This is a genomic window from Venatorbacter sp. C2-1 (genome assembly GCF_022832715.1).
Classification (GTDB): Bacteria; Pseudomonadota; Gammaproteobacteria; order Pseudomonadales; family Oceanobacteraceae; genus Venatoribacter; species Venatoribacter alkanivorans.
The window spans coordinates 707,440-733,718 of sequence record NZ_CP094879.1 but is presented as its reverse complement, the minus strand read 5'-3'; the positions used below and the strand labels follow the sequence as shown (position 1 = coordinate 733,718).

Below are 26,279 nucleotides of genomic sequence, written 5' to 3'. Positions count from 1 at the left end.
GCCTGCACCCGGCGGTTTTTTTTTATTCTGCTGTTATGCCTCTTCTGCCCTGAGTGCGGGGTGCCATATGTGACTTTTATAAAACAAAACCGCTCTTTACCGACAACAGAAACGGCACGGGTAGCAGCCTGACCTAAGCTTAAAGTACGAATTCAGATTACGAGACATCCATGCCATGCCACTACCGGCTCTGATCCCCTGCCTGTTGCTGCTGTTGCTCTGTGGTCATCCGGCGCAGGCCCGTCCGTTAACCCTGGCGATGCCGCACTTCCCTCCCTATACCTACATCAATGCTGAGGGCCAGGCTGACGGCATAGCGCTTGCCCGCCTGCAACAGCTGCTGACCCGCGCCGGAGTAGAATTTCGCATTGTGCCCGTTCCCAATTACGGCCGTGCGCTGGCGGAGCTGGAGGCTGGTGATGTCGACGGTTTTTTTCTCGCCTCGCCAAACAATAAGCGCAGCGAACACGCACACTTTTTCGGACCATTGATGCTCAACCGCTGGAGCTGGTTTTACTTTGCCGGCAAAAAGCCCGGACTGTGCCAAAGCCCGACAGCGACCATCATTAATACCAACACCCAGTATTGGCTGGAACAGCAGGGATGCGGTCCGCTGCATACCGTGCATCAGGCCGCTGACCTGATCAGCCTGCTTACTGACGGGCGCGTCAGTGCCGCCTTTGTTGCGCGCCGGGTGATGCTGGAAGAAATCCGCCGCCAGGGGCTGCCGGTCACGCTGTTTACGGAGCAGCCCGAATTGGTACAGCCTTTCGGTCTGTATATCGCCTATACCCTGTTGCAGGAGCAACCGGCGCTGGCCCGGCAAATCAATGATGCCCTGCTGCAGTTACCTCCGCTGGATACCGATTAAGCACATAACACTGTCATCTGTCTGTCACAGCTTTGTCATAGGGTGCTACATAAGCAGGCAGCACCTTGCTGTATCCGTTATCCACAGAGAGATGCCATATCATGAGCAAGCACTGGACTCCGGTAACCGAACGGCACCTGGCCGCCATGCTTCGTCATGCCGAGCAACAGATGGACCCCGCCCTGCACCAGATCTGGCAACTGATCCGGCTGCCATTACCGGAACTCTGGCAACAGCATCCCTGGGGCGATGAAGGCTGTGGTTTCTGGGTGGTGGCGGTGTTTGGCAAAACCTGTGTCTATTTCAACGACATCAGTCAGGGCTTTAACTCCAGTATTTTTATGAGCTGGGGCCATATCGAAGACTACCAGACCCATACCGACGCTCTGGACGTCCATCTGGAACGCCTGTTTCAGAGCCATCCCGACCTGACCTCCGCCGCTAACTGATAAAACAGGAAGCGGGGCGTTTGTGCCGTATCTCAGTCAAAACCGTCATTGGCTGATTTGAACCCGGGAACAATCCAGACAGCTGTACCAGAAGATGGTGTAAATAACGCTGAAAAGAGCCGTTCTGCGCCGTTCATCCACAGCCCGGACAACTCAGGGTGATTTTCTGCCAGAACAGCCAAATATCCTGTCTGACCCGCACCAGCCCCCCCTGTTAAATATTGACCGATTGCTACCTTCAACCCTCCGACCCGCAAGCGTTTAATACGCTGACATTGATCAGGGCCTGCCGACAGGCCCGAACATCCGAACAACAATAAAAGTATCAAAGGAATCAGTTATGACTCATGCAAGCACTGCCGATGCTGGCACTGTCCGTCAGACTGCCGGAGCCAAGGCTAACATCCCGCCACGTCGTATGGACTTCGAATTCGCAGATGACACCAAACGCTACTGGTACAAAGACAGCCCGTTTCTGACCACCTTCTGGTCAACCCTGTCGACCCTGTTTCCGGAAGGTGAAACCTTCTTCGTTGACTCTGTGCGCAACTACCGCAAAGACATCACCGACCCGCTGCTGAAAGCCCAGGTATCCGGCTTTATCGGTCAGGAAGCGATGCACAGCAAAGAACACAAAGCCTTTAACGATCTGGCCGAAAAACACGGTTTCCCGGCCAACAATCTCGACCGCGATCTCGGTATTCTGCTGCGCTTTGCGCGTAAAACCCTGCCAAAGAAAATCCAGCTGGCCATTACCGTGGCGCTGGAGCACTACACCGCGATTCTGGCTGAACAGCTGCTGCGTGACCCATCGCATCAGGCCAACATTCAGGACCCGGAAGCCCTGAAGCTGTGGATGTGGCACGCGCTGGAAGAAAACGAACACAAAATCGTGGCCTACGATGTGTACAACCTGGTTGGTGGCGGCTACTTCACCCGCGTACTGACCATGCTGATTGTTACCTTCTTCTTCTTTACCGTGGTGGGCATCGGCCATATCCGTATGCTCTGGGCCGACCGCAAGCTGTTTGATGTCTGGAACAACCTGAAAGGTTTCTGGTATCTGTGGAGCCCGAAAGGCCTGTTCCCGAAACTGCTGCCGCAGTATCTGGACTTCTTTAAGCCAGGCTTCCATCCGAATGACCACGATACCGTGCAGCTGCTGGACGACTGGCGCGAGAAACTGCTGGGTAAAGACGGCATGCTCGCCGATCAGATCAAAAACCCACAGCGCGCTTAAGCCCTGCCTTAAGCGTTGCGCACAGACAGCCGCCGTTAACCCGGTGGCTGTCTGTGTATCCGGAAAGCGCCCGGCCTCTGGCGCCGCCAGCGCAAATCCTTTAGAATCCGCCCTCTTTAAGCTCACCTGAGTCGCTCTTTACCAGTTATGTATTGCCCGTTCTGTACTCACCCGGAAACCAAAGTTATTGATTCACGCCTGGTTGCCGATGGTGAGCAAATCCGACGCCGACGGGAATGCATCAGCTGTGGCGAACGCTTTACCACCTTCGAAAGTGCCGAACTGGTGATGCCACGCATCATCAAACAAGACGGTACACGCGAACCCTTCAACGAAGACAAACTCCGTTCCGGTATCCACCGCGCGCTGGAAAAGCGCCCGGTCAGTGTCGAAGACGTTGAAGCCGCCATCGTCCGTATCAAACAAAAACTGCGCGCCACCGGCGAACGCGAAGTCCCCAGCCGTATTCTGGGCGAATGCGTGATGGCCGAACTGCGTCAGCTCGATCAGGTGGCCTATGTACGCTTTGCCTCGGTCTATCGCAGCTTCCAGGATCTGGATGAATTCCGCGCCGAAATCGAGCGCATCTCCTCACCGTTAAGCCCTCTCGCTGACAGTAAGGAAGAAGAAGCATGAACCACGAATTTTATATGGCCCGTGCTCTGCAGCTGGCCGAACTCGGGCGTTACTCCACCAGCCCGAATCCGCGCGTCGGCTGCGTGATTGTGAATAACGGCGAAATCGTCGGTGAAGGCTGGCATCAGAAAGCCGGCGAGCCCCATGCCGAAGTGCATGCCCTGCGCATGGCCGGCGATAACGCCCGCGGTGCCACGGCTTACGTTACCCTCGAACCCTGCAGCCACCATGGCCGCACCCCGCCCTGCGCCGAAGGCCTGATTAAGGCCGGTGTGGCACGGGTAGTCGGTGCCTGTTCCGACCCTAACCCGCTGGTTGCCGGACGTGGCTACAACCTGCTGCGCGATGCCGGTATCGAGGTGATTACTCCCTGCCTTGAAGCTCAGGCCATCGACCTGAACAAAGGTTTTATGCAGCGTATGCGCAGCGGTATGCCCTGGGTTCGCGCCAAATTAGCGCAAAGTCTGGATGGCCGTACCGCCATGGCCAGTGGTGAAAGCCAGTGGATCACAGGCGCTGCAGCCCGTGCCGATGTCCAGCGCCTGCGCGCGCAAAGCTGCGCGGTAATTACCGGCGCAGGTTCCGTATTAACCGATAACCCGTCGATGACCGTACGCCCGGCCGAGACCGGCATCGAACAGGAACAACGCCTGTGGCGTCAGCCATTACGGGTGATCATTGACGGACAGCAACGGCTGAGCGGCAACGAACAGATATTCTCCCTGCCCGGCGATATCCTGCTGGCTGTCAGCAATGCTGCGAGCTGTAAGGTGCGCCGCGATGAGTCGCTGGGCACACTCAGCATCTGGCAGGCACCGCTGACCGTGGCGAATAAAGTCGATCTGCCGGCGCTGCTGGCGGAACTGGGCGAACGTGGCTGCAACGAAGTATTACTGGAAAGCGGCGCCCAGCTGGCCGGGGCCTTTGCCGCCGCCGGACTGATCAACGAGCTGGTGCTCTACTGCGCACCGACTATCCTCGGGAGTGAGGCGCGACCGCTGCTATCCTTAGGGCTTGAGCGTATGGAGCAGCAGCTGCGCTGGCGCTGGCAGGATGTACGCATGGTCGGCGGCGATTTAAAACTGGTACTGACACCAGACGCATAACAGAGCCCTGCCGCGAGCCGGCAGCGCATTAAGAGAGTGACGGAAAGTCCATGTTTACCGGAATTATTGAAGCCATCGGCACCGTAGCCGCGGTTAAAAACCAACAGGGCGACCTGACGCTGCAGATCAACAGCGGCGCACTCGATCTGGCCGATGTAAAACTCGGCGACAGCATTGCCACCAACGGCGTCTGTCTGACCGTGGTTGGTCTGCCCGGTAATGGCTTTATTGCCGATGTGTCACGCGAATCACTGGCGCACACCCACATCGAGCGCTGGAGCGCAGGCACCAAAGTCAATCTGGAAAAAGCCATGCTGCCGACCACGCGCATGGGTGGCCATCTGGTTACCGGCCATGTTGACGGCGTCGGCATCGTGAAAAAACGCAGCGCCGATGCACGCTCGATCCGCTTTACCATTGAAGCTCCGGCGGCATTGCGTAAATACATCGCTGCCAAAGGCTCGGTCACGGTTGATGGCGTCAGCCTCACCGCCAATGCATTAAGCGCCGACGGCTTTGAGCTGAATATCGTGCCGCACACCGCCCAGCAGACCACGTTAATCGGTCTGCAACCGGGCAGTGAGGTACACCTGGAAGTCGACATTATTGCGCGTTATCTGGAGCAGTTACTGCGCCCGGACAACAGCGCCGAACAGGCACCGGACACTGGCATCAGCCAGGCGTTTCTGGCGCAAAACGGATTCTGGAAATAACAGGCTGAACACATGGCACTGAATAAAATCGAAGACATTATCGCCGATATCCGCCAGGGCAAAATGGTCATCCTGATGGATGATGAAGACCGCGAAAACGAAGGCGACATTATTGTTGCCGCAGAAAAAGTGACGCCGGAAATCATCAACTTTATGGCCAGCGAAGCGCGCGGTTTAATCTGCCTGACCTTAACCGGTGAGCGTTGTGATTACCTCGGCCTGCCGGCCATGGTAACCGGTAACGGTGCAAAATTTTCCACGCCTTTTACCGTCTCTATTGAAGCGGCCGAAGGTGTGACCACCGGTATTTCCGCGGCTGACCGTGCGCATACTATCCGTGTCGCCGTTGACTCCTACACCAAGCCGGAAGACATCGTGCAGCCTGGCCATATATTCCCGCTGCGCGCCCGTCCCGGCGGTGTATTAAGCCGTGCCGGTCATACCGAAGCCGGTTGCGATCTGGCGCGTCTGGCGGGCCTGATTCCGGCCGCCGCCATCGTCGAAGTGATGAATGCCGACGGCACCATGGCCCGCCGTCCGGATCTGGAAGTGTTTGCCGCCAAACATAACCTGAAAATCGGCACCATCGCCGATCTGATTCACTACCGCATCGCCAACGAAAAAACCGTGGAAGTGATCAGCCGTGACAGCGTGCACACCGAGTTCGGTGAATTCACCCTGCACACCTTCCGCGACACTATTCAGAACGAAACGCACCTGGCACTGACCATGGGCGATATCCGCGCTGATGAGCCCACCCTGATCCGCGTGCAGACCAACAATATGCTGCGCGACGTACTCGGTCTGCGCAAACCGGAATCCGACAGCTGGTCATCGACCCAGGCACTGAGCCGTATTGCCGAAGAAGGCAAAGGTGCGCTGGTGCTGTTGTCCGCCGGTCAGAGCGAATGCGTGAGCGACAGTCTGGATGATTTCTTCGGCCGTGCGCGTCCGCTGCGCAGCCCGAATAAAGACAGCTCCGGCGCCTTTTTAACCATTGGTACCGGCTCGCAGATTCTGCGTGAACTGGGCGTGCAGAAAATGCGCCTGCTCAGCTCCGAAATGAAATACAGCGGCATTTCCGGTTTCGATCTGGAAATTGTCGAGTACATCCCTTTTAACGAATGAATGGATAAAGACCATGAAACACATTAATACCATTGAGGGGAACCTGACCCCGAACGACGGCAAATACGCCATCGTAGTTGGCCGCTGGAATGCCTTTGTTGTTGAAAGCCTGCTGGAAGGTGCGGTGGATTCGCTGCTGCGTCACGGCGTGGACGAAGAAAACATCACCATCATCCGCGCACCGGGTGCTTTCGAGATTCCACTGGTTGTGCAGAAAACCGCAGCGACCGATAAATTCGACGCCATCATCGCACTGGGTGCGGTTATCCGTGGCGGTACACCGCATTTCGAATACGTGGCCGGTGAATGTGTGAAGGGTCTGAGCTCTGTCTCTCTGGAATTCGGTATTCCGGTTTCCTTCGGTGTGCTGACCGTCGATACCATCGAACAGGCGATCGAACGTTCCGGTACCAAAGCCGGTAACAAGGGCGAAGAAGCAGCCATGTCTGCCTTCGAAATGGTTGCCCTGCTGAAAGCCATGGAGGCCTGATTTTCATGTCCCGCACTTCCGGCAATCAGAAAGCCAGCCCGGCAGCCCGTCGCAAGGCTCGCCATTACGCTGTTCAGGCTCTGTACCAGTGGCAACTGGCAGGCGCGGATCTGTCTCAGATTGAGGCTGAATTCCGCACCGATAACGACATGAGCAAGGTGGATCTGGAATATTTCCACGACATTCTGCACGGAGTGCCCCGCGAGAAAACCCTGCTCGACGAAAAAGTAGCACCGCTGCTCGACCGCCGCATGGACGAAATGACACCGGTCGAACTGGCGATTGTGCGCCTTGGTGCTTTCGAAATGCTGCGCCGCATCGACGTGCCGTATAAAGTCGTGATTAACGAAGCGATTGAACTGGCCAAAACCTTCGGTGCCACCGACGGTCATAAGTTTATCAACGGTGTTCTGGATAAACTGGCCCAGCGTGAACGCAGCGTTGAAATCCGCGGACCACGCGCTGCCCGCGACTGATCGCTAAACGGAGGCTGCCATGAGCAAAGCAACTGGCTCCGGTGAATTCGCGCTTATCCGCGAATTTTTTGCCTCCGGTTTTCCGCGCAATCAATACACCCGTCTGGGCGTGGGTGACGATGCCTCCATCGTTACGCCGCCCGCCGGTTGTGACCTGCTGCAAAGCATCGACACCCAGGTGGCCGATGTGCATTTTCCGGCGACCGCTCCTGCCCATTTAATTGCCCAGCGCGCGCTGCGTTGTGCCGCCTCGGATCTGGCCGCCATGGGTGCTGAGCCGCAGGGCTTTCATCTGGCGCTCACCTTACCTAATGCAGAGCATGAATGGCTGGCTGATTTTGCCAGCGGTTTGCGCGATGCTGCCCATGAGCTGGATCTCGATTTACTCGGTGGTGACACCACCTCCGGCCCCTGTCTTGTTATCAGCATTCAGGTTCAGGGCTGGGTACCGGCAGGCTCCGCACTTACACGCGCAGGTGCACAGGCAGGTGATGATATCTGGGTGTCCGATACCATTGGCCGTGGTGCACTGGCCCTGCCACAGGTGCTGGAAAATCCGGCGCAATTCAGTGGCCTGGCACGGCATTATTATTTTCCGCAGGTGCAGACGCCGCTGGGCATTCAATTGCGTGATCTGGCGACCAGCTGCATGGATATTTCCGACGGTTTATTACAAGACGCCGGGCATATTGCCCGCGCTTCCGGCGTCACCCTGGAATTAGATGCCGCTGCCATTCCGACCATTGCCGAACGCACTGACAGCCGCTGGCTGCAGTGCATTACCGGTGGCGATGATTACCAGTTGTTATTCACCATACCGGCAGCACGACGCAAAGAAGCAGAAGCTTTGCGCGAAGAATTTTCCGGTATTGCCCGTATAGGTAAAGTCATTACCCATAACGGAGAGGATGTACTGGTGCAGGAAAATGATCATATATTAACGCTGCCGGAGCACGCCGGTTTTCAACATTTCTGATCCTGATAAGCACGAAAGGGAATTTTTATGGGTTATGAACGCGTAATGGGACTTCACGTTACTGACGACGTGGGCTATCAGCAATACCGCGATGCCATGCTGCCGATCCTGACGGCCTACGGCGGTTCTTTTGGCTACGACTTCCGTATCGCTGAAGTACTGAAAACGAAAACAGCCAATCATATCAACCGGGTTTTTACCATTGAATTTCCCGACCAGAAAACTATGGAAGCTTTTTTTGCTGACCCCGAGTATCTGGCAATAAAAAGTCGCCATCTTGACCACTCAGTCGCCAGCCGGACCATAATCGCAATGTATAACAATGCGACCGAACTGTAATTTCAGAGTTTTGCTACATAGTAAAAAGCCCGGAAAAATCCGGGCTTTTTATTATGATCAAACCATTAATGATCCGGATGTTTCTGCCGTTTACGCTCATTAAGAATGCGCTTATGCAGCTTACCTGTTTCCCGCTCACCGGCACGGCGTTGTGCCAGAGTCGCACTGTTCAGCTGCTGCTCACGCTGCAGTTTTTCATAATGGCGTAAACGCCGTTCATCCAGCATGCCATTGTGCAGCGCCTGACGTACCGCACAACCGGGTTCATTGCTGTGTCCACAGTCGGCAAAACGGCATTGTCCGGCCAGTTCTTCGATATCGGCGAAGGTCTGTGCCAGACCATCGGCGCAATCAGCCAGCTGCAGCTCACGCATGCCCGGTGTATCCAGAATCATCGCACCACCTGGCATACTCAGTAATGAACGCCGGGTCGTGGTATGGCGACCCTTACTGTCGTCCTCGCGGATAGCCGCAGTAGCCTGTATCTCCTGCCCCAATAACTGATTACTGAGGGTCGATTTACCGGCACCGGATGAGCCCAGTAAAGCAACGGTTTTACCACACCCACACCAGGGCATTAATTGCTGAATACTGTCCTGCGCAAACGCACTGACACTGACCACCGCCAGAAGAGGGTCAAGCTTTTGTACCTGCTGACGATAGTCTTCTGCCTGCTCACACAGGTCTGCCTTGCTGAGCACCACCACGGCTTCTGCACCACTTTCGTGGACAATGCTGAGGTAACGTTCAATACGGTTCAGATTAAAATCATCATTTAATGAGCAGACGATAAACGCCGTATCCACATTGGCGGCAATTAACTGCATTCCGGCTTTAATGCCTGCTGCACGGCGCTGAAAGCAACTGAGCCGTTCAAGCCGGCGGATAATCTGTGGTTGCTCACTGTTATCCAGCAGCAACCAGTCACCGACACACACAGCGCCATGCTGACTGAACGCCGCGGGTGTATAAGGCAGACGAACAATGCCCTGCCCGCCACTGACTTCCAGCAATGTTTTATGTTGCTCCAGCACCCGCACCGGATGGCCATGCTGCCATTCTTCGAGGCTGAGTTGTTGTTGAAAAAATGCCTGCCAGCCAAGACCGGCAAGAGAAGGTTGAGATGTCATATGAACCCCTGACGCCAGGCGTCATCATGCTCTGCAGGTCTGCGCCGGATAACAGGCAGCAAAAAGCCTTGCAGAGAAGCATGTAAAAAATACAGGGGGGCATTTTTGCCCCGGTTTAAAAGTTCAGTAAACCGGGCGGGGAAAGCAGAAAACAGCGTTGATGCGAAGCATCAGATTGTGCGGATTAAGCTGCAATACAGGCCCGGTCAGAAGTTACGACAATCATCAAATATTCTCCTGACGGTTAAAAAAGGTGGTTCACTATATTACGTAATAAACAACGCAACAAGCCTGCGACATCGTTTACACTGAGTGCTTTGCCATCGTTATGGAGACATTTATGACACCCGACCAGCAAACCGCCATTGAAGCTGCCGTGCTGCGCCGCCTGCTTAAGCATCTGGACGAGCGTAAGGATGTACAGAATATCGACTTAATGAACCTCGCCGGTTTTTGCCGTAACTGTCTCGCCAAATGGACCGTCAGTGCCGCGGCTGAGCAGGGAGCAGAGATGGATTATGACGCCGCCCGGGAAAAAATTTATGGCATGCCTTACAGCGAGTGGAAAGAAAAGTACCAGCAGGAAGCGACAGCCGAACAATTAGCAGCCTTTAATGCCGGCCAGGAAAACAAGTCATAATGTTTCCCCTGTACCTTATCCTGTAACACTGCGGCGTAAAGATCAGGCAAAGACCCGCCATCTACCGAACCGCTGGCAATATGCTGTATCGAATACGCCTAATAAACCGTCCTTCAGGAAATAACCATGAAACTGAACACCGCTTCTGCCGCTTTACTGTTTTCTGTCTGTGCTTTATTCAGCACTCAGCCTGCACTTGCCGGTGACGACCGCTATATCGATGTTACCGGTCAGGGCGAAGTGGCAGCTTACCCCGATTATCTGCAGCTTAATCTGACCGTCAGTGATACCCAGCCGACTGCTAAAGCGGCCAAGGCCAAAGTAGATACGGCGATGAACAATGTACTCGCCATCAGCAAAAAGCTCGGTATTAAAAAAGAGGATATCGACGCCGCACACATCAGCAACCAGCCGGTATTTGAGTACGACTACAGCATTGGCCGGAATAAGCGTGAATATAAAGGTGAACAGGTCAGCCGTAATGTCAGCCTGACGCTGCGTGATATGGAGCAATACGGTGTACTGGTACATGAGCTGCTGCAGAATTCGCTGGTAAAACTCCATAACACCGAACTGCGCTTTAACGACCGTGCCGCTCTGGAACAGCAGGCGATGACGCTGGCACTGACCAACGCCCGCAATAAAGCCAGCAGCATGGCCAAAGCTCTGGATAATAAACTGGGTAAAGTCCTGCACATCGAAGAACAGGGTGGCGGTGGCCAGCCAATGTTTGAAATGCGCGCTATGAGTATGGCTAAATCGGATTCAGCGCCTGCTCCGATGCTGATCCAGAAGCAAAGCATTAACGCCAGTGCCGGCGTACGCTTTGAACTGAAATAATTATTTACAAGGGATACCAATGAGCGCACAAGCCGCAGCCCCGCAGATTACTCCGGGAATTTACCGCCATTACAAAGGTAACGATTATCAGGTGCTGGGACTGGTGCGCCACAGTGAAAATGAAGAGTGGCTGGTGCTGTACAAAACGCTGTATGGCGATTTTTCCAGCTGGGTGCGGCCGTATGCGATGTTTGTTGAAAACATAGAGCACAACGGCGTACTCCAGCCTCGTTTTCAGCTGATCAGCCCGGAGGCCTGCTGATGACACCCGCGATTAATTGCGCCAAAAAAGCCGGTATTACTTTTAATGTGCATGAATATCAGCACGACCCCGCGGCGGAATCCTACGGCGAAGAAGCCGCCGAAGCGCTGGGGCTTGATCCTTCACTGGTATTCAAAACCCTGCTGGTCAGCTTAACCGGCCATAAAAGTACGCTGGCCGTCGCGGTGCTGCCGGTAACCCATATGCTCAGCCTGAAAGCCATTGCCAAAGCACTGGGCGCCAAAAAAGCCGAAATGGCCGACCCTAAACTGGCTGAACGCACCACCGGCTATATTGTCGGCGGCATCAGCCCTATCGGTCAGAAGAAAGCCCTGCCAACGGTGATCGACAGCAGCGCAGAAGCCTTATCAAGGCTCAACGTCAGCGCCGGTCGTCGTGGTCTGGAAATTGAACTGGCTCCGGAAGATCTGGCAAAGCTCACGCGCGCAGTCTTCGCTCCTATTACCAGCGAATAGCCGCTGCCAGCGACTAATAACCAGCAACTGACGACCTCCCCTCAACATATCGCCAGCGCACATCAGGTGCTGGCGGTGATCCCTCCCGGCCAGCAGGGCCACTGCCACTGTTATTCTGTCGACTGCAACACAGCTTTGCACGTTTATGGCAGAACTTTTGTCGCGGGCCGCTGGACGTGAGCGGCAAGGCTGTGCAGAATTCCTCCCCTTGCGGCCAACAGGCCGGATAGCACCAGACTAAAGCACCCTGACCACCAACCACAGATCAGCCAATCACAGACCAGCCAGCATGAACGAGCCGAACCACTCCGTTTTACATCCAGTCACAGCCCTGCGCTCAGTCATCGCCTTAAGCCTGACCGCACTGTTGGCTGCCTGCAGTCCTGTCGCTTATAAGCCGGTACTGAACGATGGTGTGGAACAGCAGAATGGTTATCTGGATAAAGAAATTGCTCCTGGCGTCTATGTGATTGAAGTGCGCCAGATCGGCGGTTATCAGTTTATTCTGAATTACGACGACACCATCACGACGTTTAAACAACACTGGCGCCGCCGCGCGACCGAACTCTGCAGCGCAGGCTATGTTGGCGAGCCCGAAGTGCTGTTGCCCGCAGAGGCGCGCCTCGAAGAGTTTCATTGCAACCTGCGCTACTGCCAGGATTACCCCATCGTCTCTGGCGTAGCCTACTGCCACCAGCGCTACTCTCTGTAATCTGTTCCGGCCCTGACCTGCCCAGCCTCTGATCCGCCCTGACGCCAATCCACGTCTATACTTCGGACACTCAGGCGGGAGAGGGACCCATGCGCCATTCCATTATTCATTTTTTGATCGCAGCTCTGAGCTATGCCATTGCCGCCCGCTTTGGTCTGGCACTGGCAATTCCGCCAGGCTTTGCCTCTGCCGTCTGGCCGGCGGCCGGCATTGCTCTGGCAGCAGTAACAGCCCTGCGCCTTTGGCCTGCATTGCTGGGCATTGGCTGCGGTTCATTTCTGATTAATCTGGCAATCATCAGCGGTGATTACCACAACCTGACAGCCACAGCCCTTATTGCACCGTTATGCATTGCCAGTGGTGCAATGTCACAGGCGGCTGGCGGTTATCTGTTACAGAATCGTTTTATTGGTAAAGCCCGACTGCTGGAATCGCCCCGCACCATTCTGTTATTTACCCTGATCATCGCACTCGGTGGCTGCCTGATTGCCAGCACTATTGGTGTAACAACGCTGTTCTTTAATGGCATCATTACTGCCGACCAGTATTTTTTCACCTGGTTAACCTGGTGGATTGGCGACGCCATCGGTGTATTGCTGTTTACCCCGCTGCTGCTCAATATTTTTTATTACCGTAAGCAGCTGACACGCAGTCGCCTGTTGCAAAGTACGGTGCCAACCACAGTGATTTTTCTTCTGGTATGGGGAATTTTTTATATTTCGATTGGGCACCGGCACTATGAAAATCAGCAAGTTATTTCCGGAAAATCAGACAACATCGCCCGCGAGCTTGATGCTCTCCTGACCACCGCGGAGCATAAGCTCGTTGCTTATGCAGCCCTGTTCAATGCATCTGAACATGTCTCTTTCACTGAATTCAACGCTTTTTCTAAAGTCATTCTGGATGATGACCCGGTGTTCTATGGTGTCGGCTGGACACCCGTTGTGGCACAGACAGAGCGCCAGGAGCTGGTTAACGACATGCGTCAGCAAGGGTACCCTGATTTTGAACTGACTGAGTTCAAAGCCGATGGATCATTAGCAAAAGCTGCAGACCGTGACGAGTATTACCCTGTGTATTACCTCTATCCGCTGGAGCAAAACCGCCGGGCATTTGGCCTTAATCTCGCTGCGAATCCGGAGCGGCGGGAAGCTTTGATGAACGCCCGCAAGCTGCGCCATCCTGTTGCTACAGCCCCTATTGTTCTGGCGCAGGAATCAGGAGAGAAAAAAGCCACCATTATTTACATGCCGATATTCGATACAACAGCAGCGCTGCGCGATAGCAAAAAAGAGAATTATTCTGAATTTATTGGTTTTGCCAGCGGAGTACTGAAGATTCATGGGTTGCTGGAAAACATCTGGCAGGAAGCCCTGCGACTTGGCTTATCGATTCAGATAACCGACGTCACTGACAAAGAAAGACCACAGGAACTTTTTACCGCCAATACTGAACCATTGCCAGGTTATCAGGAGAAGAGTTACCTCAATTATTTTTCCGGACGTACTTACCACATACAGATATATGCCAACAAAGACTACGTTATCGATGACAAAGACTGGGCCAGCTGGGTTATTTTAACCGGCGGTTTTTTGCTGGCTGCTATTATGCAAATGTTTATTCTGGTCGTTACGGGGTCGCTGGAATACATCAGGGATCAGGTACGGATAAAAACCGAAGATCTGACCATCGCCATGCAAAAGGCCAACGCCGCTAACAAAGCAAAGTCACAATTTCTGGCCAACATGAGCCATGAATTCCGCACACCGTTAAATGCCATCATTGGCTTTACTCAGTTATGTCTGAAAACCCTGTTAAACGATAAACAGAAAGACTATCTGACAAAGGTACAGTTGTCTTCTCAAACATTATTGGCTCTGATTAATCAATCCCTGGATTATGCCAAGATAGAGTCCGGAAGAATGGAGCTGGATAACGCCAGATTTTCACTGGAAAATATCCTGAAAAAAATCGGTGCACTGTTTTTATTGCCAACCAGAGATAAAAATCTGGAATTCAGTATCATTCTGGAAACAGACATTCCGGCCTTTTTTATGGGAGACGCCCTGCGGGTTGAACAGATATTAATAAACTTACTCAGTAACGCATTCAAATTTACATCCGCAGGCAATATCTGTTTACGCCTGAATTACGATGACAGGAAGCAGTGCCTGCATGCCAGAGTCAGTGATACCGGCATAGGCATCAGCGCCAATCAGATAAAGTTTTTATTTGAGGCTTTCCGCCAGGCTGACGCGTCAACCAGCCGCCGTTTTGGCGGCACCGGCTTAGGACTGAGCATCAGCAAAGAACTCGCTGTACAGATGGGTGGGGATATCACCATCAGCAGTCAGGAAAGTGTTGGCAGCGAATTTCATCTGTGGTTGCAATTACCGCCGGCACAACCCGAAGGGGCGCTGCTCAGTAGCGGAATTTTTCCATGTACAGAAAGCAATAACTCCGAACCAGCCGACCCGGCAGAAGTTCCGGCAGAAGTTCCGGCAGATGTTCCGGCTGAATCTGCCCTGAATCTGCCTCTGCAGGGTAAGCATATCCTGTTGGCAGAAGATGCCCTGATGAATCAGTTACTGGCGCAGGAGCTGCTTGAAAGCTTTGGTGCCCGGGTAACCATTGCCAACCATGGCCAGGAAGCACTGGACCTTCTGCAGCAGGAACTGAACCCTGATCTGATTCTGATGGATATTCAGATGCCGGTTATGGATGGACTGCAAACCAGCCGCACCATCCGTCAGCACCCACAGTATTCCCATATTCCTATCATCGCGATGACCGCCAATGCCATGGAAAACGATGTGACTGACTGTCTGGACGCCGGTATGCAGGCCCATATTGCCAAACCGATTGATGCTGAAAAACTGCAGGCGTTATTACTCTACCACCTGCATCTTCACTGATTACTCAGCGGGATGCCGTACGTTCCGCAGAACCAAACAACTGTTGTAACCAGCGGCGCCAGACAGGTTGCGCTGAACCCGGTTGAGTCTGTTTATCCTCGCTGTCACTGCCGCTGCGAACCTGCAGCTGATGGAAAAACTGCACCAACAGATCAAGATCATCCTGACTTAATTCAAACGGATTGAAGTAGTCGTAGCCACGGGAGCGCAGGAAAGTGCGTACACTTTTTTCAGCCGGAATATATTTCATCGACCAGTTGCGGAATAAGCGCTTTTCAATAGTGCTACGGCTGAGAATAACCTGATTATGATGACGACTGTCTTCACAGATACACTGATACAAAGCATCAACAGCATCAGCCTCCCCTTCCAGGCACTGCAGAAAAAAGCCATCGCCAAGGTACAGAACGCCTCCGATCTCGCGCCGCGCGTTATTACTGCGCGATTGCGTCAGAATCCGCCCCAGACGGGGATCAATCCGGTCGTTACCAACAGAGAAAGATGCGTGGCTGGCATATACAAGTCGGATCAACATACAACTGTCCCACAAAAAAATGTCAGACTATTTTCTTCATCCCTCCCGATCCGCACCAATAACAATTACCGATACAGGCTATAGGCGAAATTAATCACCCGGAAAAGGAGCCTCACCCGGCCTAATCCGTTCGCTGTTAAGCCGGCAGCTGCTCATTAACAGCCTCCTGCAAGGCCATCACCAGGGTATCAATCTGTTCGCGCGAAATGGTTAAGGGCGGCGAGATTGCCAGGGTTGCCACGCTGGGCAAGGGCCGCACAATCACGCCCCGTTCGCGTACGGCATTACTGACCTTAAGCGGCCATTTTTCACCGGCATCCGGCAATATTTTCTGCGCTTTATCGGCCACCAGCTGCACCCCGGCGAGTAAACCACGACCGCGGATTTCACCGACATAAGGGTTGCTGTCTAACACCGCATGTAAACGCTGATGCAGATAAGCACCGTTTTCCCGCGCTTTCTCCACCAACCCTTCGCGCTCCAGCAACTCAATATTCGCCAATGCTACCGCCGCGCCGACCGGATGGCCGGAGTAGGTATAGCCATGGGAAAAAGCACCCAGCTTTTCCGAGCCCTGTTTCAGTACCTGCCAGATATCATTGGTAATAAAGGCCGCCGACATCGGAAAATAGCCACTGGTCAGACCTTTGGCCGTGGCCATCATATCCGGCTCCAGCCCCAGCTGGGGTGAACCAAACCAGCTGCCCAGCCGGCCATAACCGCACACCACTTCATCGGCAACCAGTAAAATATCGTGCTCAGCCAGCAGCGCTTTAAGCTTTTGGTAATAACCGGCGGGCGGCTCGATAATGCCACCGGCGGCATGTATGGGCTCGGCAAAAAAGGCAGCGATATTCTCAGCCCCGGTGGTGTTGATTAACTGCCGTACTTCGTCGATTAAACGCTCACAGAATTGCGCTTCGTCTTCACCGGGCAAAGCGCGGGTGTAAAAATGCGGACACTCGACCCGCAACACAAAATCCAGCGGCAGCGGAAATTCTTTATGGAAACCACCCAGCCCTGTCAGGCTGGCGGTGCTGACCGAGGTACCGTGATACGCCTGCTGACGGGCGATGACTTTAATTTTTTTATGCTGGCCGCGCAGCGCATGATAATGCCAGGCGATTTTAATCAGCGTGTCGTTGGCATCGCTGCCGCCACTGCCAAAAAATACTTTGCCCAGGCCAGCCGGCGCGATACTCAGCAGTTTTTCCGCCAGTTGCACCTGCCAGGGGTTCGAGGCATTGCTGAAGGTGTGGTAATAGCTGAGTTTTTCTGCGGCCTCTTTCATCGCCTGCGCCAGCTCGGCACGGCCATAGCCCGCATTCACACACCAGAGTCCGCCCACCGCATCCAGATATCGCCGCCCCTGCGCGTCTTCAATCATGCAGCCATCGGCGGCGCAGATCATCTGCGGGCCATTGCTGAGCAATGCGCTGATGGATGAGGCCGGGTGCAATATGACGTCCGCATCTTCAGCGATCAGCTTTTTCAGGTCAGAATCGTCCATAAGGCACTCCTTTAATTTTTAAAGCGCATAAAAACAGACAAACCGGTCAGGCTGTATTTTCAGTGTAATCCGCTTCTGAGAAAGTAAACGGATTGCGGTAATGGTCATTGCCGATGCGTTAATGCTATACCTGTCACAGGACGAATGAAGGAGGCGTATATGCCCCTCACAGGCAATGCTGAGCGGCAGGCGCTGCTGGCCGCACTGGAAGCCCGTACCGGCAGTATGATTGATACTCTGCGGGCGTTATGTGAAATCAACTCCGGCAGTCGGCATCTGAGCGGCATCCGCCAGGTGCAGGCTGGCCTGCATCAGCTGTTTGCGCCGCTATCCGATACGGTGGAATACCGTGAACTGGCGCCCCTCAGCCAGATTGCCGATAACGGCAGCCTGCTCGAATCCCCCTGTGCACCAATGCAGATTTTCCGCGCCCGCCCCGACGCCGCGCTGCAGATTCTGTTTACCGGCCACAGCGACACCGTCTTTCCGGCCAACAGCGCGTTTAACCAATGCGAAATCCGCGCTGACCGCCTGCATGGCCCCGGTACCGCCGATATGAAAGGCGGACTGGTCATGCTGGCCGAAGCCCTGCACTGGCTGCAGCAGTCGCCATTAAAAGAACATTTTGGTTTTACCCTCGCCATCTCCCCCGACGAAGAAATCGGCTCACCTTCCTCTGCGCCGGTATTGGCCGAACTGGCCACGCAGGCCCATGTCGGTATGACCTACGAACCGGCGCTGGAAGACGGCACGCTGGCCGGAGCGCGCAAAGGCAGCGGCAACTTTACCCTCAGCGCTCGTGGCCACAGCACCCATGCCGGACGCGATTTCTTTTCCGGCCGCAATGCCGTGCTGGCCATTGCCGACGCCGCACGGCTGCTGGCACAGCTCAGCGATCAGCAACAGGGCATCACCGTCAACATTGGCCAGATCAGCGGTGGCGGTGCGGTGAATGTGGTACCGGATCAGTGCATCTGCCGTTTTAACGTCCGCATGGATGAAGCCTCACAGATGGCCGTGCTTGAACAACAGATGCAGCAGATCGTGCACAAGGTGCAGGCCAGCAGTGGCTGCGAACTGACCCTGCACGGCCACTTTAACCGCCCGCCCAAGCCGATGAACGAACGCCAGCAGGCGCTGTTCAGCCTACTGCATGAATGCGGTGCTGAGCTGGGGCTGGATATCCGCTGGGTCGCCACCGGCGGTTGCTGCGAAGGCAATAATCTCGCCGCCGCCGGTCTCGCTAATATCGATACCCTCGGGGTGCGCGGTGCCAATATTCATACCGAACAGGAATACGCCTGCACCGACAGCTTTGCCGAACGCGCGGCGCTGACGGTGGTCTTTATCGAAAAGCTGATTCAACGGAAGCTGTCTACCCCTGACAAGGAGAACCCCGCCTTATGCTGATTGTCCGGCCGGCCATCGCCGCTGATGTACACGACCTGCTGGAGCTGGCAGAAAAAGCCGGTGAAGGTATGACTTCTCTGCCGCAGGACGAAGGCGCCCTGCTCGACCGGATTCAGCTGTCCTGTGACAGCTTCGAACGTCAGGACAAACACCGCGACGACTTCTTCTTTCTGGTGATGGAAGACAGCCGCCACAACAAGGTGGTCGGCACCGCCGGCGTACACGCCATGACCGGTGCGCGTCAGGCGTTCTATGCCTACCGTCTGATGAGCCTGACCCACCATTCCCACTCGCTGAATAAGCAGGTCCGCAGCCAGCTGCTGCACCTGACCAACGACTACACCGACTGCTCCGAAGTCGGCGCACTGTTTCTTGACCCCGCCTACCGTGGCAACGGCCACTGGCTGGCACGCTCGCGTTATCTGCTGATGGGGCTGTTTGCCGGACGCTTCGCCGAATCGGTTATCGCCGAGCTGCGCGGCTGGACCGACGAACAGGGCAACAGCCCGTTCTGGGATGCCATCGGCCGCCACTTTTTTCAGATGGAATTCGATGAGGCCGACACCCTGTGCGGTATCGGCTCCAATCAGTTTATTACCGAGCTGATGCCCAAATACCCGATCTATACCAGCCTGCTGCCGGAAGCGGCTCAGGCCGTTATCGGCAAGCCCGCCGACGCCGGCCGGCGCGCCAAACAACTGCTGGAGCTGGAAGGTTTCAGCTACGACCGGGTGGTGGATATCTTCGACGCCGGGCCATTGATGCGGGCCGAGCTGAGCAATATCCGCAGCGTGCGCGCTATCCGCCAGCTGAGCAGTGCGCTCTGCGCCGACACCACCGACGATGAAGATGCCGATGACAGCCAGTTGCTGATCATCGCCAACCCTAGCTGGCAGCAGTTCCGCGTGATCTGTACCGAAGCGCAACTGATAGCACAAAACGGCCAGCAGCGGCTGGCACTGAGTGCCAGCGCTCTGGGTCATCTGGGCGTACAACCCGGCCAGCCACTGGCCTTTATCCCGGAACAACTGGGGGCATGATGAGCCTGTTAATCAATGGCCAGTGGATTGCGGGCGAAGGCCCGGAGTTTGAGTCCTTAAACCCGGCCGACGCTACACCGGTCTGGCGTAAGGCCAGCGCCAGCGCCGCTCAGGTTGCTGCTGCCGTTGCCGCCGCCCGCGCCGCCCAACCGGCCTGGGCCGCTCTGGGTTTTGAGTCGCGCCTGCAGATACTGCAGGCCTTTGCCACACAGCTACAGCAACAGCAGGAGACTTTGGCCGGCACCATCAGCCAGGAAACCGGCAAACCGCACTGGGAAGCCCTGACCGAAGTCAGCGCCATGATCAACAAGGTTGATATCAGCATCCGCGCCTATCAGCAGCGCACCGGCAACGACCAGCCCGGTCTGCAGCATCATGCCCACGGCGTCATGGCCGTATTCGGCCCTTATAATTTTCCCGGCCACCTGCCCAATGGCCATATTGTTCCGGCGCTGCTGGCCGGCAATACCCTGGTCTTTAAACCCAGCGAAGAGACGCCGTTATGCGCCGAAAAAACCGCAGAACTGTGGCAGCACGCCGGTCTTCCGGCCGGCGTACTGAATCTGCTGCAGGGCGGGCGTGAGGTTGGCGAAGCTCTGGCGCAGCAGCCGATTGATGGCCTGCTGTTTACCGGCTCCTCCAATACCGGGCGCCTGCTGCACCAGCAGTTTGGCGGCCGTCCGGAAGTCTTACTGGCGCTGGAGATGGGTGGCAACAATCCGTTAATTGTCGATGGCAACGTGCATGCGCAACACGCCGCCGAGCTGATTGTGCGCAGCGCCTTTATCAGCGCCGGACAACGCTGCACCTGCGCCCGGCGCCTGATTCTGACGGGGACAGAAGCACAAACTGACGCCATAGTTCAGGCACTGCAGGCACTCTGTGCGCGGCTGATTCTGCAACCCCAAGGTGATGAGCAGGCGTTTTACGGGCCGCTAATCAGCGCCCGTGCACAACAGCAATTACTGGCCGCGCAACAACAGTTAATCAGCCTCGGCGGTAAAACATTACTGAGTATGAGCGCCATTGGCAGCGCCGGTTTTTTACTGTCGCCGGGACTGATCGATATGACCGGCGCCCAGCCCGCGCCGGATGAAGAATGGTTCGGCCCGCTGCTGCAGCTGTACCGCACGACCAGTTTTGACGACGCCATCAGACTGGCCAACAACAGCCGCTTTGGTCTGGCCGCTGGTTTAATCAGCGATGATCCACAACAGCAACAACAGTTCCGCGCGCAGATCCGCGCCGGGGTGATCAGCATCAACGCACCGACCGCCGGAGCTTCCAGCGCGCTACCGTTCGGCGGTATCGGTGCCAGTGGCAACCACCGCCCCAGCGCCTTCTATGCCGCCGATTACTGCGCCTGGCCACAGGCCATCAGCACAGGCCCGTTAACCCACGATTACGTTTCCCCTTCAGGTACAGGTTTCCGTCCATGAACACCCAGACTGCCCAGGAACAACAGGAACAACAGGAACAACAGGAACAACAGGAACAACAGGCTCAACAGAGCGTACAGGAAGTTAACTTTGACGGGCTGATCGGCCCGACTCACCATTACGGCGGTCTTGCCAGCGGTAATCTGGCCTCCAGCCGCAATGCCCTGAGCCGCTCCAGTCCGAAACAGGCGGCATTGCAGGGGCTGGAGAAAATGCGCACGCTGCTGAACATGGGTTATCCACAGGGCTTTATGCCACCGCAGATGCGCCCCGACCTGAGCGTGCTGCGCCGCCTTGGCTTCAGTGGCAGCGATCACCAGCTGCTGAACCGCGCTGCGAAAGAAGCTCCGGCGCTGTTGTCGATGGTGTACTCCGCCTCCTCCATGTGGGCCGCCAATGCTGCTACCGTCACACCGTCCGCCGACAGCAACGACGGCCGGGTGCACTTTACCCCGGCCAACCTGCTCACCACCGCCCACCGCGCCATCGAACATGAACAGACCTTCATTACTTTAAATGCCATGTTCCCTGATAAAGAACGCTTTGCCGTGCATCCGGCGTTACCGGCGATTCACCGCTTTGCCGACGAAGGTGCGGCCAACCACACCCGCCTGAGTGCCGATTATCAGAGCCCCGGGGTGGGCTTATTTGTTTATGGCCGCGATACCAATACCGATCTCGCCGCCCTGACGTTTCCGGCACGACAAAGCCGTGAAGCCTGCGAAGCCATCGCCCGCCAGCACGGATTGCGCCATGCCGTTTTTTTACAACAGAGCCGTCATGCGATTAATGCCGGTGCGTTTCATAACGATGTAGTGGCTGTGGGGAATGGGCCGCTGCTGTTTTTTCATGAGCAGGCTTACGAAGACAAAGCACGCGACCGCGCCTTCGGTGAATTAAATCAGTGGCTGCCACTGCAAAGCCTGTGCGTACCGGCCAGCAAAGTCAGCCTCAGTGACGCCATCAGCAGTTATTTATTTAACAGCCAGCTGCTGGCCGCCATTAACACTGACGGCAGCGCCGATATGAACAACATGTGTTTAATTGCCCCTTCAGAATGCGCCGATAATCAGGCCGTAAAAACCTATCTGAATGAACTGCTGACCGATCACAGCCAGCCTATCCGTCAGGTGCAGTTTGTTGATGTACGCCAGAGCATGAGCAACGGTGGCGGTCCGGCCTGTTTACGTCTGCGGGTGATATTAACGGCCCGCGAACGGGCGGCGGTAAATCCGGCCTTTATGCTCAGCAACGAAAAAATCAATAGCTTACAGGATTGGGTAAAACGCCATTACCGCGACGAATTAGTGCCTGCGGATCTGGCAGACCCGGCCCTGTTTGATGAATCACAGAATGCTCTGGACGAGCTGACGCAGATGCTCGGACTGGGAAGTTTTTATGGTTTTCAGCAAGCGTAAAGCTCTGACAAATAAACGGGGTCGCAACCTGTCGCGCCAGCATGAAAACCCTGGATAATTACTTACCTGTTAACAATGTCGGATCGAGCAGACGCTCCAGCTCTTCCCGGCTTAAATCGGTATGTTCCAGTGCCACATCAATCACCGGGCGGTTTTCTTTATACGCCTGTTTGGCGATTTCAGCGGCTTTTAAATAACCGATCACCGGATTCAGCGCCGTAACCAGAATCGGATTGCGTGCCAGCGCTTTATTCAGATTATCTTCATTTACCTTAAAACCGCTGATGGCGTTATCAGCCAATAAACGGCTGACGTTGGCCAGCAGGCTCAGACTTTCACACAGATTACGCGCCACCAGCGGCAGCATGACATTTAACTCGAAATTACCGGACTGACCGGCAATGGTAATCGCGCTGTCGTTACCGATTACCTGCGCACAGACCATCGCCACCGCTTCCGGAATCACCGGGTTTACCTTGCCCGGCATAATAGACGAGCCGGGTTGCAGTGCCGGTAATTCAATTTCTCCCAATCCGGCTAATGGCCCGGAATTCATCCAGCGTAAATCATTGGCGACTTTCATTAATGAAACCGCACAGGTTTTTAACTGGCCCGACAAGGCCACGGCAATATCCTGGGTCGCAATATGAGTAAAGGGATTCTCTGCCGGAGTAAAAATCGTACCGGTTAATACCGATAATTCGGCACAGAACGCACCGGCAAACTGTGCATGGGCATTCACCCCGGTACCGATGGCGGTACCGCCCTGTGCCAGTGACTGAATCGCCGGCTGCTGCATTTTTAAGGCATGAATATTCTGCGCAATCTGTGTAGCCCAGCTGTTCAGGCTCTGATCCATACGCAACGGCATGGCATCCATTAAATGGGTGCGACCGGTTTTAACAATATGCGCAAGACTCACGGCTTTGCGTTCGATACTTTGCTGCAGATGCTCCAGCGCCGGTAATAATTGCTGCTGCAACAATAAAGCGGCACTGATATGAATCGCCGAGGGAATGCTGTCGTTACTGCTCTGTCCGGCATTAACGTGATCGTTCGGACTGACCGTTTTCTGCAGAGTGCGTGCAGCCAGCGTGGCCAGCACTTCGTTGGCATTCATATTGGAGCTGGTGCCGGAACCGGTCTGAAATACGTCCAGCGGAAAGTGCTGCATCATGTCAGGACTCTGCAGCAACGACTGCACCGCCTGTTCAATGGCGACGGCGATATCCTGATCCAGTTCGCCCAGCTTACTGTTGGCGCGCGCAGCGGCGGCTTTTACCAGTAACAGTGCACGGATAAATGGCTCGGGCAGAGTCTGACCACTGACCGGAAAATTATTGATCGCCCGCTGGGTCTGGGCACCGTAGAGAGCATCAGCCGGTACCTGTAACTCGCCCATGCTGTCGCGTTCGCTGCGGAAGTCACTCATGCTGTATTCCTCTGTCATTAATACGGTCTGTATCCTTTGACCATAAAGAAGCAGAGCCTGTTCGGCCAATACTGATTGGTTATCAGCCCGATAAGAATAACGCTGAGCCGCGTTGCCATACCCACAGAACAATCAGTCCCACAGCACAATCAGCCCCACAAAACAATCAGGGCCGCAGCACATCCTGTTGCCAATGCTCTGCGGCAAAATCAATAAAGGCACGGATAACCGGCTGCTGATAACTGCGCGATAAATACACCGCCCACAAGGCATGTTGCGGCAGCGGATAATCTTCCAGCAACGGTTCTAATGCCCCACTGACCAGCAACGGATTGCCGAGATCACAGGGCAGCCGGGCAATGCCCATACCCTTGCAGGCGGCACGCACCAGCACGCCCATATCATTGGCGAACAGGCTGCCGTTCACCTCCTGCTCCAGCAGCTGACCGTTATGCAGAAACTGCCAGCGCTGCTGCACCAGATGAATCAGACAGTTGTGGCTGGCCAGATCCGCCGGTGTTACCGGCTTGCCGTAACGGGCCAGATAGTCCGGGCTGGCACAGAGCATGGAATCCACCGCCATCAGCCGCCGGGCAATCAGGCTGTCATCCGGCTGTACCGTGTAACGCAGGGCAATATCGACCCGCTCGTCCACCAGCTGGGCATTTTTATCCGACAGCAACAGGTGAAAACGCACCTGCGGATGCTGGGCGCTGAAGCGTTCGATCAGATCAAGCAGCAGGTTCTGACCCAGACCAATCGGGCTGGCTATGCGGATATCGCCCACCAGCTCGGCCGTATGCAGGCGCGCGCGGCTCTCCAGTTCGGCGGCTTCGCTGAGAATGCGCTCGCAGTAACGCAAGGCTTCTTCGCCGGCACCAGTCAGACTGACCCTGCGCGTGGTGCGGTGCAGCAGGCGCAGTTGCAGCCAGTCTTCCAGCTCCTGTACATCGCGGCTGACACGCAGCCGGCTCTGGCCAAGCTGCTCAGCCGCTGCGGTAAAACTGCCGCAGGCGGCGACTTCAACAAAACTGCGCATGGCATTGAGTTTATCCACAGCCGCCCCTTATTTGATCAGTATCAGATACAAACACGATCATATACGAATATTTATCGCCACACACCGAACCAATAGACTGGTCGCATTCAAACACAGATAACCACTTTCAAACACAAGAGGACAGATTATGAAACTTGCCATTATTGGTGCGACCGGCTGGATTGGTTCAACTCTGGTAGCAGAGGCACAAAGCCGCGGCCACGACGTCATCGCCATTGCCCGTGACAGCGACAAGATCGCGGCCAGCGCGGTGGAAAAACGCAGCCTCGACCTGACAGCCGGCGACAGCGCCAGCATCGCTGCGGCTGTTGCCGGTGCCGATCTGGTCATCGCCAGCATCGGCGGCCGTGCCGCCGGTAACCATGAGATTGTTGCGGCGTCAGCTCAGCGCCTGCTCAATGAATTACCGGCAGCCGGGGTTAATCGTCTGCTCTGGGTCGGCGGTGCCGGCAGTCTGGAAGTTGCGCCGGGCGTCACTCTGTTATCGCTGCCGGAATTCCCACAAGCGTATAAAGATGAAGCTACAGCTCAGGGTGAAGCGCTGGCGGTATTCCGCAACAGCCACAGCGCCGTGAACTGGACCTTTATCAGCCCGGCGGCAGAAATTTTCCCCGGTGAGCGCAGCGGCAACTACCGCACCGGCGGTGACAGCCTGGTCAGCGATGCTGAAGGTAACAGCCGTATTTCAGTACAGGATTATGCCGTGGCAATGATTGATGAAGCCGAAAATAATGCTCATCCCAAACAGCGGATTGGTGTTGCTTACTGAGAATAATTACCGAAATAAAAGGAGGCTTGGCCTCCTTTTATTTTTCCATTAATTACCTGCGGTTTGTCTGAAAAAAATCCGTAAAAAACACCCCATAACCAGCTTTAATTTTCATTTATTTTCGCTGGCCTTTATCAACAACTTTGCGTAACCACAGGTTGTGCCCGGTAACCTCCGGTAACAGCCGCGATAAAAAAACAGGAAACTTGTTACGCCTTTGTAGCCGCACTGCCGATTGTCATAAAACCTTCATATTTCCCGCCTAAA

The 26,279-nt window shown here is 55.2% G+C and carries 28 protein-coding genes; 22 read left to right on the top strand and 6 right to left on the bottom strand.

What is annotated here, in order from left to right:
* Window positions 1–175 precede the first annotated feature (175 nt).
* Window positions 176–871, top strand: coding sequence for a substrate-binding periplasmic protein (locus tag MT343_RS03245; protein ID WP_145469904.1), 696 nt, complete (start codon window positions 176–178; stop codon window positions 869–871).
* 101 nt (window positions 872–972) lie between these two features.
* On the top strand, window positions 973–1,320 hold the full coding sequence (locus MT343_RS03240; protein WP_145469905.1) for a hypothetical protein: 348 nt from the start codon (window positions 973–975) through the stop codon (window positions 1,318–1,320).
* 32 nt (window positions 1,321–1,352) lie between these two features.
* Here the strand turns inward: MT343_RS03240 and MT343_RS03235 are convergent, their stop codons facing one another.
* On the bottom strand, window positions 1,353–1,562 hold the full coding sequence (locus MT343_RS03235; protein ID WP_145469906.1) for a hypothetical protein: 210 nt from the start codon (window positions 1,560–1,562) through the stop codon (window positions 1,353–1,355).
* 98 nt (window positions 1,563–1,660) lie between these two features.
* Between MT343_RS03235 and MT343_RS03230 the strand changes: the two genes are divergently transcribed.
* From MT343_RS03230 to MT343_RS03190, 9 genes are all read left to right on the top strand, one after another.
* The gene (locus MT343_RS03230; RefSeq protein ID WP_145469907.1) at window positions 1,661–2,560 is read left to right on the top strand and encodes a metal-dependent hydrolase; all 900 of its coding nucleotides are present in this window, start codon (window positions 1,661–1,663) and stop codon (window positions 2,558–2,560) included.
* 147 nt (window positions 2,561–2,707) lie between these two features.
* Window positions 2,708–3,196: a transcriptional regulator NrdR gene (gene nrdR, locus MT343_RS03225; RefSeq protein ID WP_145469908.1), complete on the top strand. Its 489-nt coding sequence runs from the start codon at window positions 2,708–2,710 to the stop codon at window positions 3,194–3,196.
* On the top strand, window positions 3,193–4,302 hold the full coding sequence (gene ribD, locus MT343_RS03220) for a bifunctional diaminohydroxyphosphoribosylaminopyrimidine deaminase/5-amino-6-(5-phosphoribosylamino)uracil reductase RibD (protein ID WP_145469909.1): 1,110 nt from the start codon (window positions 3,193–3,195) through the stop codon (window positions 4,300–4,302). The genes nrdR and ribD overlap by 4 nt, the downstream gene beginning before the upstream one ends.
* 50 nt (window positions 4,303–4,352) lie before the next feature.
* Window positions 4,353–5,015 carry a riboflavin synthase gene (locus MT343_RS03215; RefSeq protein WP_145469910.1) on the top strand — a complete coding sequence of 221 codons (663 nt, stop codon included), beginning with the start codon at window positions 4,353–4,355 and terminating at the stop codon, window positions 5,013–5,015.
* A gap of 12 nt (window positions 5,016–5,027) precedes the next feature.
* The gene (gene ribBA, locus MT343_RS03210; RefSeq protein WP_145469911.1) at window positions 5,028–6,143 is read left to right on the top strand and encodes a bifunctional 3,4-dihydroxy-2-butanone-4-phosphate synthase/GTP cyclohydrolase II; all 1,116 of its coding nucleotides are present in this window, start codon (window positions 5,028–5,030) and stop codon (window positions 6,141–6,143) included.
* Window positions 6,144–6,156: 13 nt separating this feature from the next.
* Entirely contained in the window at window positions 6,157–6,633 is a 477-nt protein-coding gene (ribH, locus tag MT343_RS03205; protein ID WP_145469912.1) for a 6,7-dimethyl-8-ribityllumazine synthase, read from the top strand.
* 5 nt (window positions 6,634–6,638) lie between these two features.
* Complete coding sequence (nusB, locus tag MT343_RS03200; RefSeq protein ID WP_145469913.1) at window positions 6,639–7,109, top strand: transcription antitermination factor NusB; 471 nt, start codon at window positions 6,639–6,641, stop codon at window positions 7,107–7,109.
* A 19-nt stretch (window positions 7,110–7,128) separates the two neighbouring features.
* The gene (gene thiL / locus MT343_RS03195; RefSeq protein ID WP_145469914.1) at window positions 7,129–8,085 is read left to right on the top strand and encodes a thiamine-phosphate kinase; all 957 of its coding nucleotides are present in this window, start codon (window positions 7,129–7,131) and stop codon (window positions 8,083–8,085) included.
* Between the two features lie 27 nt (window positions 8,086–8,112).
* Window positions 8,113–8,424, top strand: coding sequence for a DUF1330 domain-containing protein (locus MT343_RS03190; RefSeq protein ID WP_145469915.1), 312 nt, complete (start codon window positions 8,113–8,115; stop codon window positions 8,422–8,424).
* A 65-nt stretch (window positions 8,425–8,489) separates the two neighbouring features.
* On the opposite strand, the gene rsgA is transcribed toward MT343_RS03190, so the two are convergent.
* Window positions 8,490–9,554 (bottom strand): ribosome small subunit-dependent GTPase A, encoded by a 1,065-nt coding sequence (rsgA, locus tag MT343_RS03185; RefSeq protein WP_145469916.1) that lies wholly within the window; start codon window positions 9,552–9,554, stop codon window positions 8,490–8,492.
* Between the two features lie 340 nt (window positions 9,555–9,894).
* Here rsgA and MT343_RS03180 point away from each other — a divergent pair, with 340 nt between their 5' ends.
* The 6 genes from MT343_RS03180 (at window position 9,895) to MT343_RS03155 (ending at window position 15,399) form a co-directional block, all read left to right on the top strand.
* A complete protein-coding gene (locus MT343_RS03180; protein WP_145469917.1) occupies window positions 9,895–10,194 on the top strand; it encodes a DUF1244 domain-containing protein in 300 nt (99 codons plus the stop codon).
* Window positions 10,195–10,320: 126 nt separating this feature from the next.
* Entirely contained in the window at window positions 10,321–11,034 is a 714-nt protein-coding gene (locus tag MT343_RS03175) for an SIMPL domain-containing protein (RefSeq protein ID WP_145469918.1), read from the top strand.
* Window positions 11,035–11,053: 19 nt separating this feature from the next.
* On the top strand, window positions 11,054–11,296 hold the full coding sequence (locus tag MT343_RS03170) for a DUF1653 domain-containing protein (protein ID WP_145469919.1): 243 nt from the start codon (window positions 11,054–11,056) through the stop codon (window positions 11,294–11,296).
* Entirely contained in the window at window positions 11,296–11,772 is a 477-nt protein-coding gene (ybaK, locus tag MT343_RS03165; protein WP_145469920.1) for a Cys-tRNA(Pro) deacylase, read from the top strand. The genes MT343_RS03170 and ybaK overlap by 1 nt, the downstream gene beginning before the upstream one ends.
* Before the next feature lie 289 nt (window positions 11,773–12,061).
* A complete protein-coding gene (locus MT343_RS03160; RefSeq protein WP_145469921.1) occupies window positions 12,062–12,484 on the top strand; it encodes a hypothetical protein in 423 nt (140 codons plus the stop codon).
* An 89-nt stretch (window positions 12,485–12,573) separates the two neighbouring features.
* Window positions 12,574–15,399 carry a CHASE domain-containing protein gene (locus tag MT343_RS03155; protein ID WP_145469922.1) on the top strand — a complete coding sequence of 942 codons (2,826 nt, stop codon included), beginning with the start codon at window positions 12,574–12,576 and terminating at the stop codon, window positions 15,397–15,399.
* A gap of 4 nt (window positions 15,400–15,403) precedes the next feature.
* On the opposite strand, the gene MT343_RS03150 is transcribed toward MT343_RS03155, so the two are convergent.
* The gene (locus MT343_RS03150; protein WP_145469923.1) at window positions 15,404–15,934 is read right to left on the bottom strand and encodes a BLUF domain-containing protein; all 531 of its coding nucleotides are present in this window, start codon (window positions 15,932–15,934) and stop codon (window positions 15,404–15,406) included.
* A gap of 136 nt (window positions 15,935–16,070) precedes the next feature.
* Window positions 16,071–17,444, bottom strand: a complete 1,374-nt coding sequence (locus MT343_RS03145; RefSeq protein WP_145469924.1) for an aminotransferase family protein — start codon at window positions 17,442–17,444, stop codon at window positions 16,071–16,073.
* A gap of 159 nt (window positions 17,445–17,603) precedes the next feature.
* On the opposite strand from MT343_RS03145, the gene MT343_RS03140 reads away from it, so the two are divergent.
* Genes MT343_RS03140 through astB form a run of 4 tightly spaced genes read left to right on the top strand, consistent with a single transcriptional unit; the run spans window position 17,604 to window position 22,751 of the window.
* Window positions 17,604–18,854 (top strand): hydrolase, encoded by a 1,251-nt coding sequence (locus MT343_RS03140; RefSeq protein WP_186435980.1) that lies wholly within the window; start codon window positions 17,604–17,606, stop codon window positions 18,852–18,854.
* Complete coding sequence (locus MT343_RS03135; RefSeq protein ID WP_145469926.1) at window positions 18,848–19,894, top strand: arginine N-succinyltransferase; 1,047 nt, start codon at window positions 18,848–18,850, stop codon at window positions 19,892–19,894. The genes MT343_RS03140 and MT343_RS03135 overlap by 7 nt, the downstream gene beginning before the upstream one ends.
* Window positions 19,891–21,333, top strand: a complete 1,443-nt coding sequence (gene astD / locus MT343_RS03130) for a succinylglutamate-semialdehyde dehydrogenase (RefSeq protein WP_222428586.1) — start codon at window positions 19,891–19,893, stop codon at window positions 21,331–21,333. The genes MT343_RS03135 and astD overlap by 4 nt, the downstream gene beginning before the upstream one ends.
* Window positions 21,330–22,751, top strand: coding sequence for an N-succinylarginine dihydrolase (astB, locus tag MT343_RS03125; protein WP_243989458.1), 1,422 nt, complete (start codon window positions 21,330–21,332; stop codon window positions 22,749–22,751). Before astD ends, astB begins: the two co-directional genes overlap by 4 nt.
* A gap of 58 nt (window positions 22,752–22,809) precedes the next feature.
* On the opposite strand, the gene MT343_RS03120 is transcribed toward astB, so the two are convergent.
* The gene (locus MT343_RS03120; RefSeq protein ID WP_145469928.1) at window positions 22,810–24,183 is read right to left on the bottom strand and encodes a class II fumarate hydratase; all 1,374 of its coding nucleotides are present in this window, start codon (window positions 24,181–24,183) and stop codon (window positions 22,810–22,812) included.
* Window positions 24,184–24,349: 166 nt separating this feature from the next.
* A complete protein-coding gene (locus tag MT343_RS03115; RefSeq protein WP_145469929.1) occupies window positions 24,350–25,240 on the bottom strand; it encodes a LysR family transcriptional regulator in 891 nt (296 codons plus the stop codon).
* 130 nt (window positions 25,241–25,370) lie between these two features.
* Between MT343_RS03115 and MT343_RS03110 the strand changes: the two genes are divergently transcribed.
* Complete coding sequence (locus MT343_RS03110) at window positions 25,371–26,012, top strand: NAD(P)-dependent oxidoreductase (RefSeq protein ID WP_145469930.1); 642 nt, start codon at window positions 25,371–25,373, stop codon at window positions 26,010–26,012.
* Window positions 26,013–26,279 lie beyond the last annotated feature (267 nt).

Excerpts from the sequence above, each read along its gene's own strand:
- MT343_RS03140 (WP_186435980.1), top strand. The coding sequence starts at position 17,604 with ATGCCCCTCACAGGCAATGCTGAGCGGCAGGCGCTGCTGGCCGCACTG.
- MT343_RS03160 (WP_145469921.1), top strand. The coding sequence starts at position 12,062 with ATGAACGAGCCGAACCACTCCGTTTTACATCCAGTCACAGCCCTGCGC.
- MT343_RS03180 (WP_145469917.1), top strand. The coding sequence starts at position 9,895 with ATGACACCCGACCAGCAAACCGCCATTGAAGCTGCCGTGCTGCGCCGC.
- astB (WP_243989458.1), top strand. The coding sequence starts at position 21,330 with ATGAACACCCAGACTGCCCAGGAACAACAGGAACAACAGGAACAACAG.
- ribBA (WP_145469911.1), top strand. The coding sequence starts at position 5,028 with ATGGCACTGAATAAAATCGAAGACATTATCGCCGATATCCGCCAGGGC.
- MT343_RS03120 (WP_145469928.1), bottom strand. The coding sequence starts at position 24,183 with ATGAGTGACTTCCGCAGCGAACGCGACAGCATGGGCGAGTTACAGGTA.
- MT343_RS03135 (WP_145469926.1), top strand. The coding sequence starts at position 18,848 with ATGCTGATTGTCCGGCCGGCCATCGCCGCTGATGTACACGACCTGCTG.
- MT343_RS03190 (WP_145469915.1), top strand. The coding sequence starts at position 8,113 with ATGGGTTATGAACGCGTAATGGGACTTCACGTTACTGACGACGTGGGC.
- MT343_RS03110 (WP_145469930.1), top strand. The coding sequence starts at position 25,371 with ATGAAACTTGCCATTATTGGTGCGACCGGCTGGATTGGTTCAACTCTG.
- MT343_RS03155 (WP_145469922.1), top strand. The coding sequence starts at position 12,574 with ATGCGCCATTCCATTATTCATTTTTTGATCGCAGCTCTGAGCTATGCC.
- ribH (WP_145469912.1), top strand. The coding sequence starts at position 6,157 with ATGAAACACATTAATACCATTGAGGGGAACCTGACCCCGAACGACGGC.
- MT343_RS03150 (WP_145469923.1), bottom strand. The coding sequence starts at position 15,934 with ATGTTGATCCGACTTGTATATGCCAGCCACGCATCTTTCTCTGTTGGT.
- MT343_RS03170 (WP_145469919.1), top strand. The coding sequence starts at position 11,054 with ATGAGCGCACAAGCCGCAGCCCCGCAGATTACTCCGGGAATTTACCGC.
- nrdR (WP_145469908.1), top strand. The coding sequence starts at position 2,708 with ATGTATTGCCCGTTCTGTACTCACCCGGAAACCAAAGTTATTGATTCA.
- MT343_RS03245 (WP_145469904.1), top strand. The coding sequence starts at position 176 with ATGCCACTACCGGCTCTGATCCCCTGCCTGTTGCTGCTGTTGCTCTGT.
- MT343_RS03230 (WP_145469907.1), top strand. The coding sequence starts at position 1,661 with ATGACTCATGCAAGCACTGCCGATGCTGGCACTGTCCGTCAGACTGCC.
- MT343_RS03145 (WP_145469924.1), bottom strand. The coding sequence starts at position 17,444 with ATGGACGATTCTGACCTGAAAAAGCTGATCGCTGAAGATGCGGACGTC.
- astD (WP_222428586.1), top strand. The coding sequence starts at position 19,891 with ATGATGAGCCTGTTAATCAATGGCCAGTGGATTGCGGGCGAAGGCCCG.
- rsgA (WP_145469916.1), bottom strand. The coding sequence starts at position 9,554 with ATGACATCTCAACCTTCTCTTGCCGGTCTTGGCTGGCAGGCATTTTTT.
- MT343_RS03240 (WP_145469905.1), top strand. The coding sequence starts at position 973 with ATGAGCAAGCACTGGACTCCGGTAACCGAACGGCACCTGGCCGCCATG.
- ribD (WP_145469909.1), top strand. The coding sequence starts at position 3,193 with ATGAACCACGAATTTTATATGGCCCGTGCTCTGCAGCTGGCCGAACTC.
- thiL (WP_145469914.1), top strand. The coding sequence starts at position 7,129 with ATGAGCAAAGCAACTGGCTCCGGTGAATTCGCGCTTATCCGCGAATTT.
- MT343_RS03215 (WP_145469910.1), top strand. The coding sequence starts at position 4,353 with ATGTTTACCGGAATTATTGAAGCCATCGGCACCGTAGCCGCGGTTAAA.
- nusB (WP_145469913.1), top strand. The coding sequence starts at position 6,639 with ATGTCCCGCACTTCCGGCAATCAGAAAGCCAGCCCGGCAGCCCGTCGC.
- MT343_RS03175 (WP_145469918.1), top strand. The coding sequence starts at position 10,321 with ATGAAACTGAACACCGCTTCTGCCGCTTTACTGTTTTCTGTCTGTGCT.
- ybaK (WP_145469920.1), top strand. The coding sequence starts at position 11,296 with ATGACACCCGCGATTAATTGCGCCAAAAAAGCCGGTATTACTTTTAAT.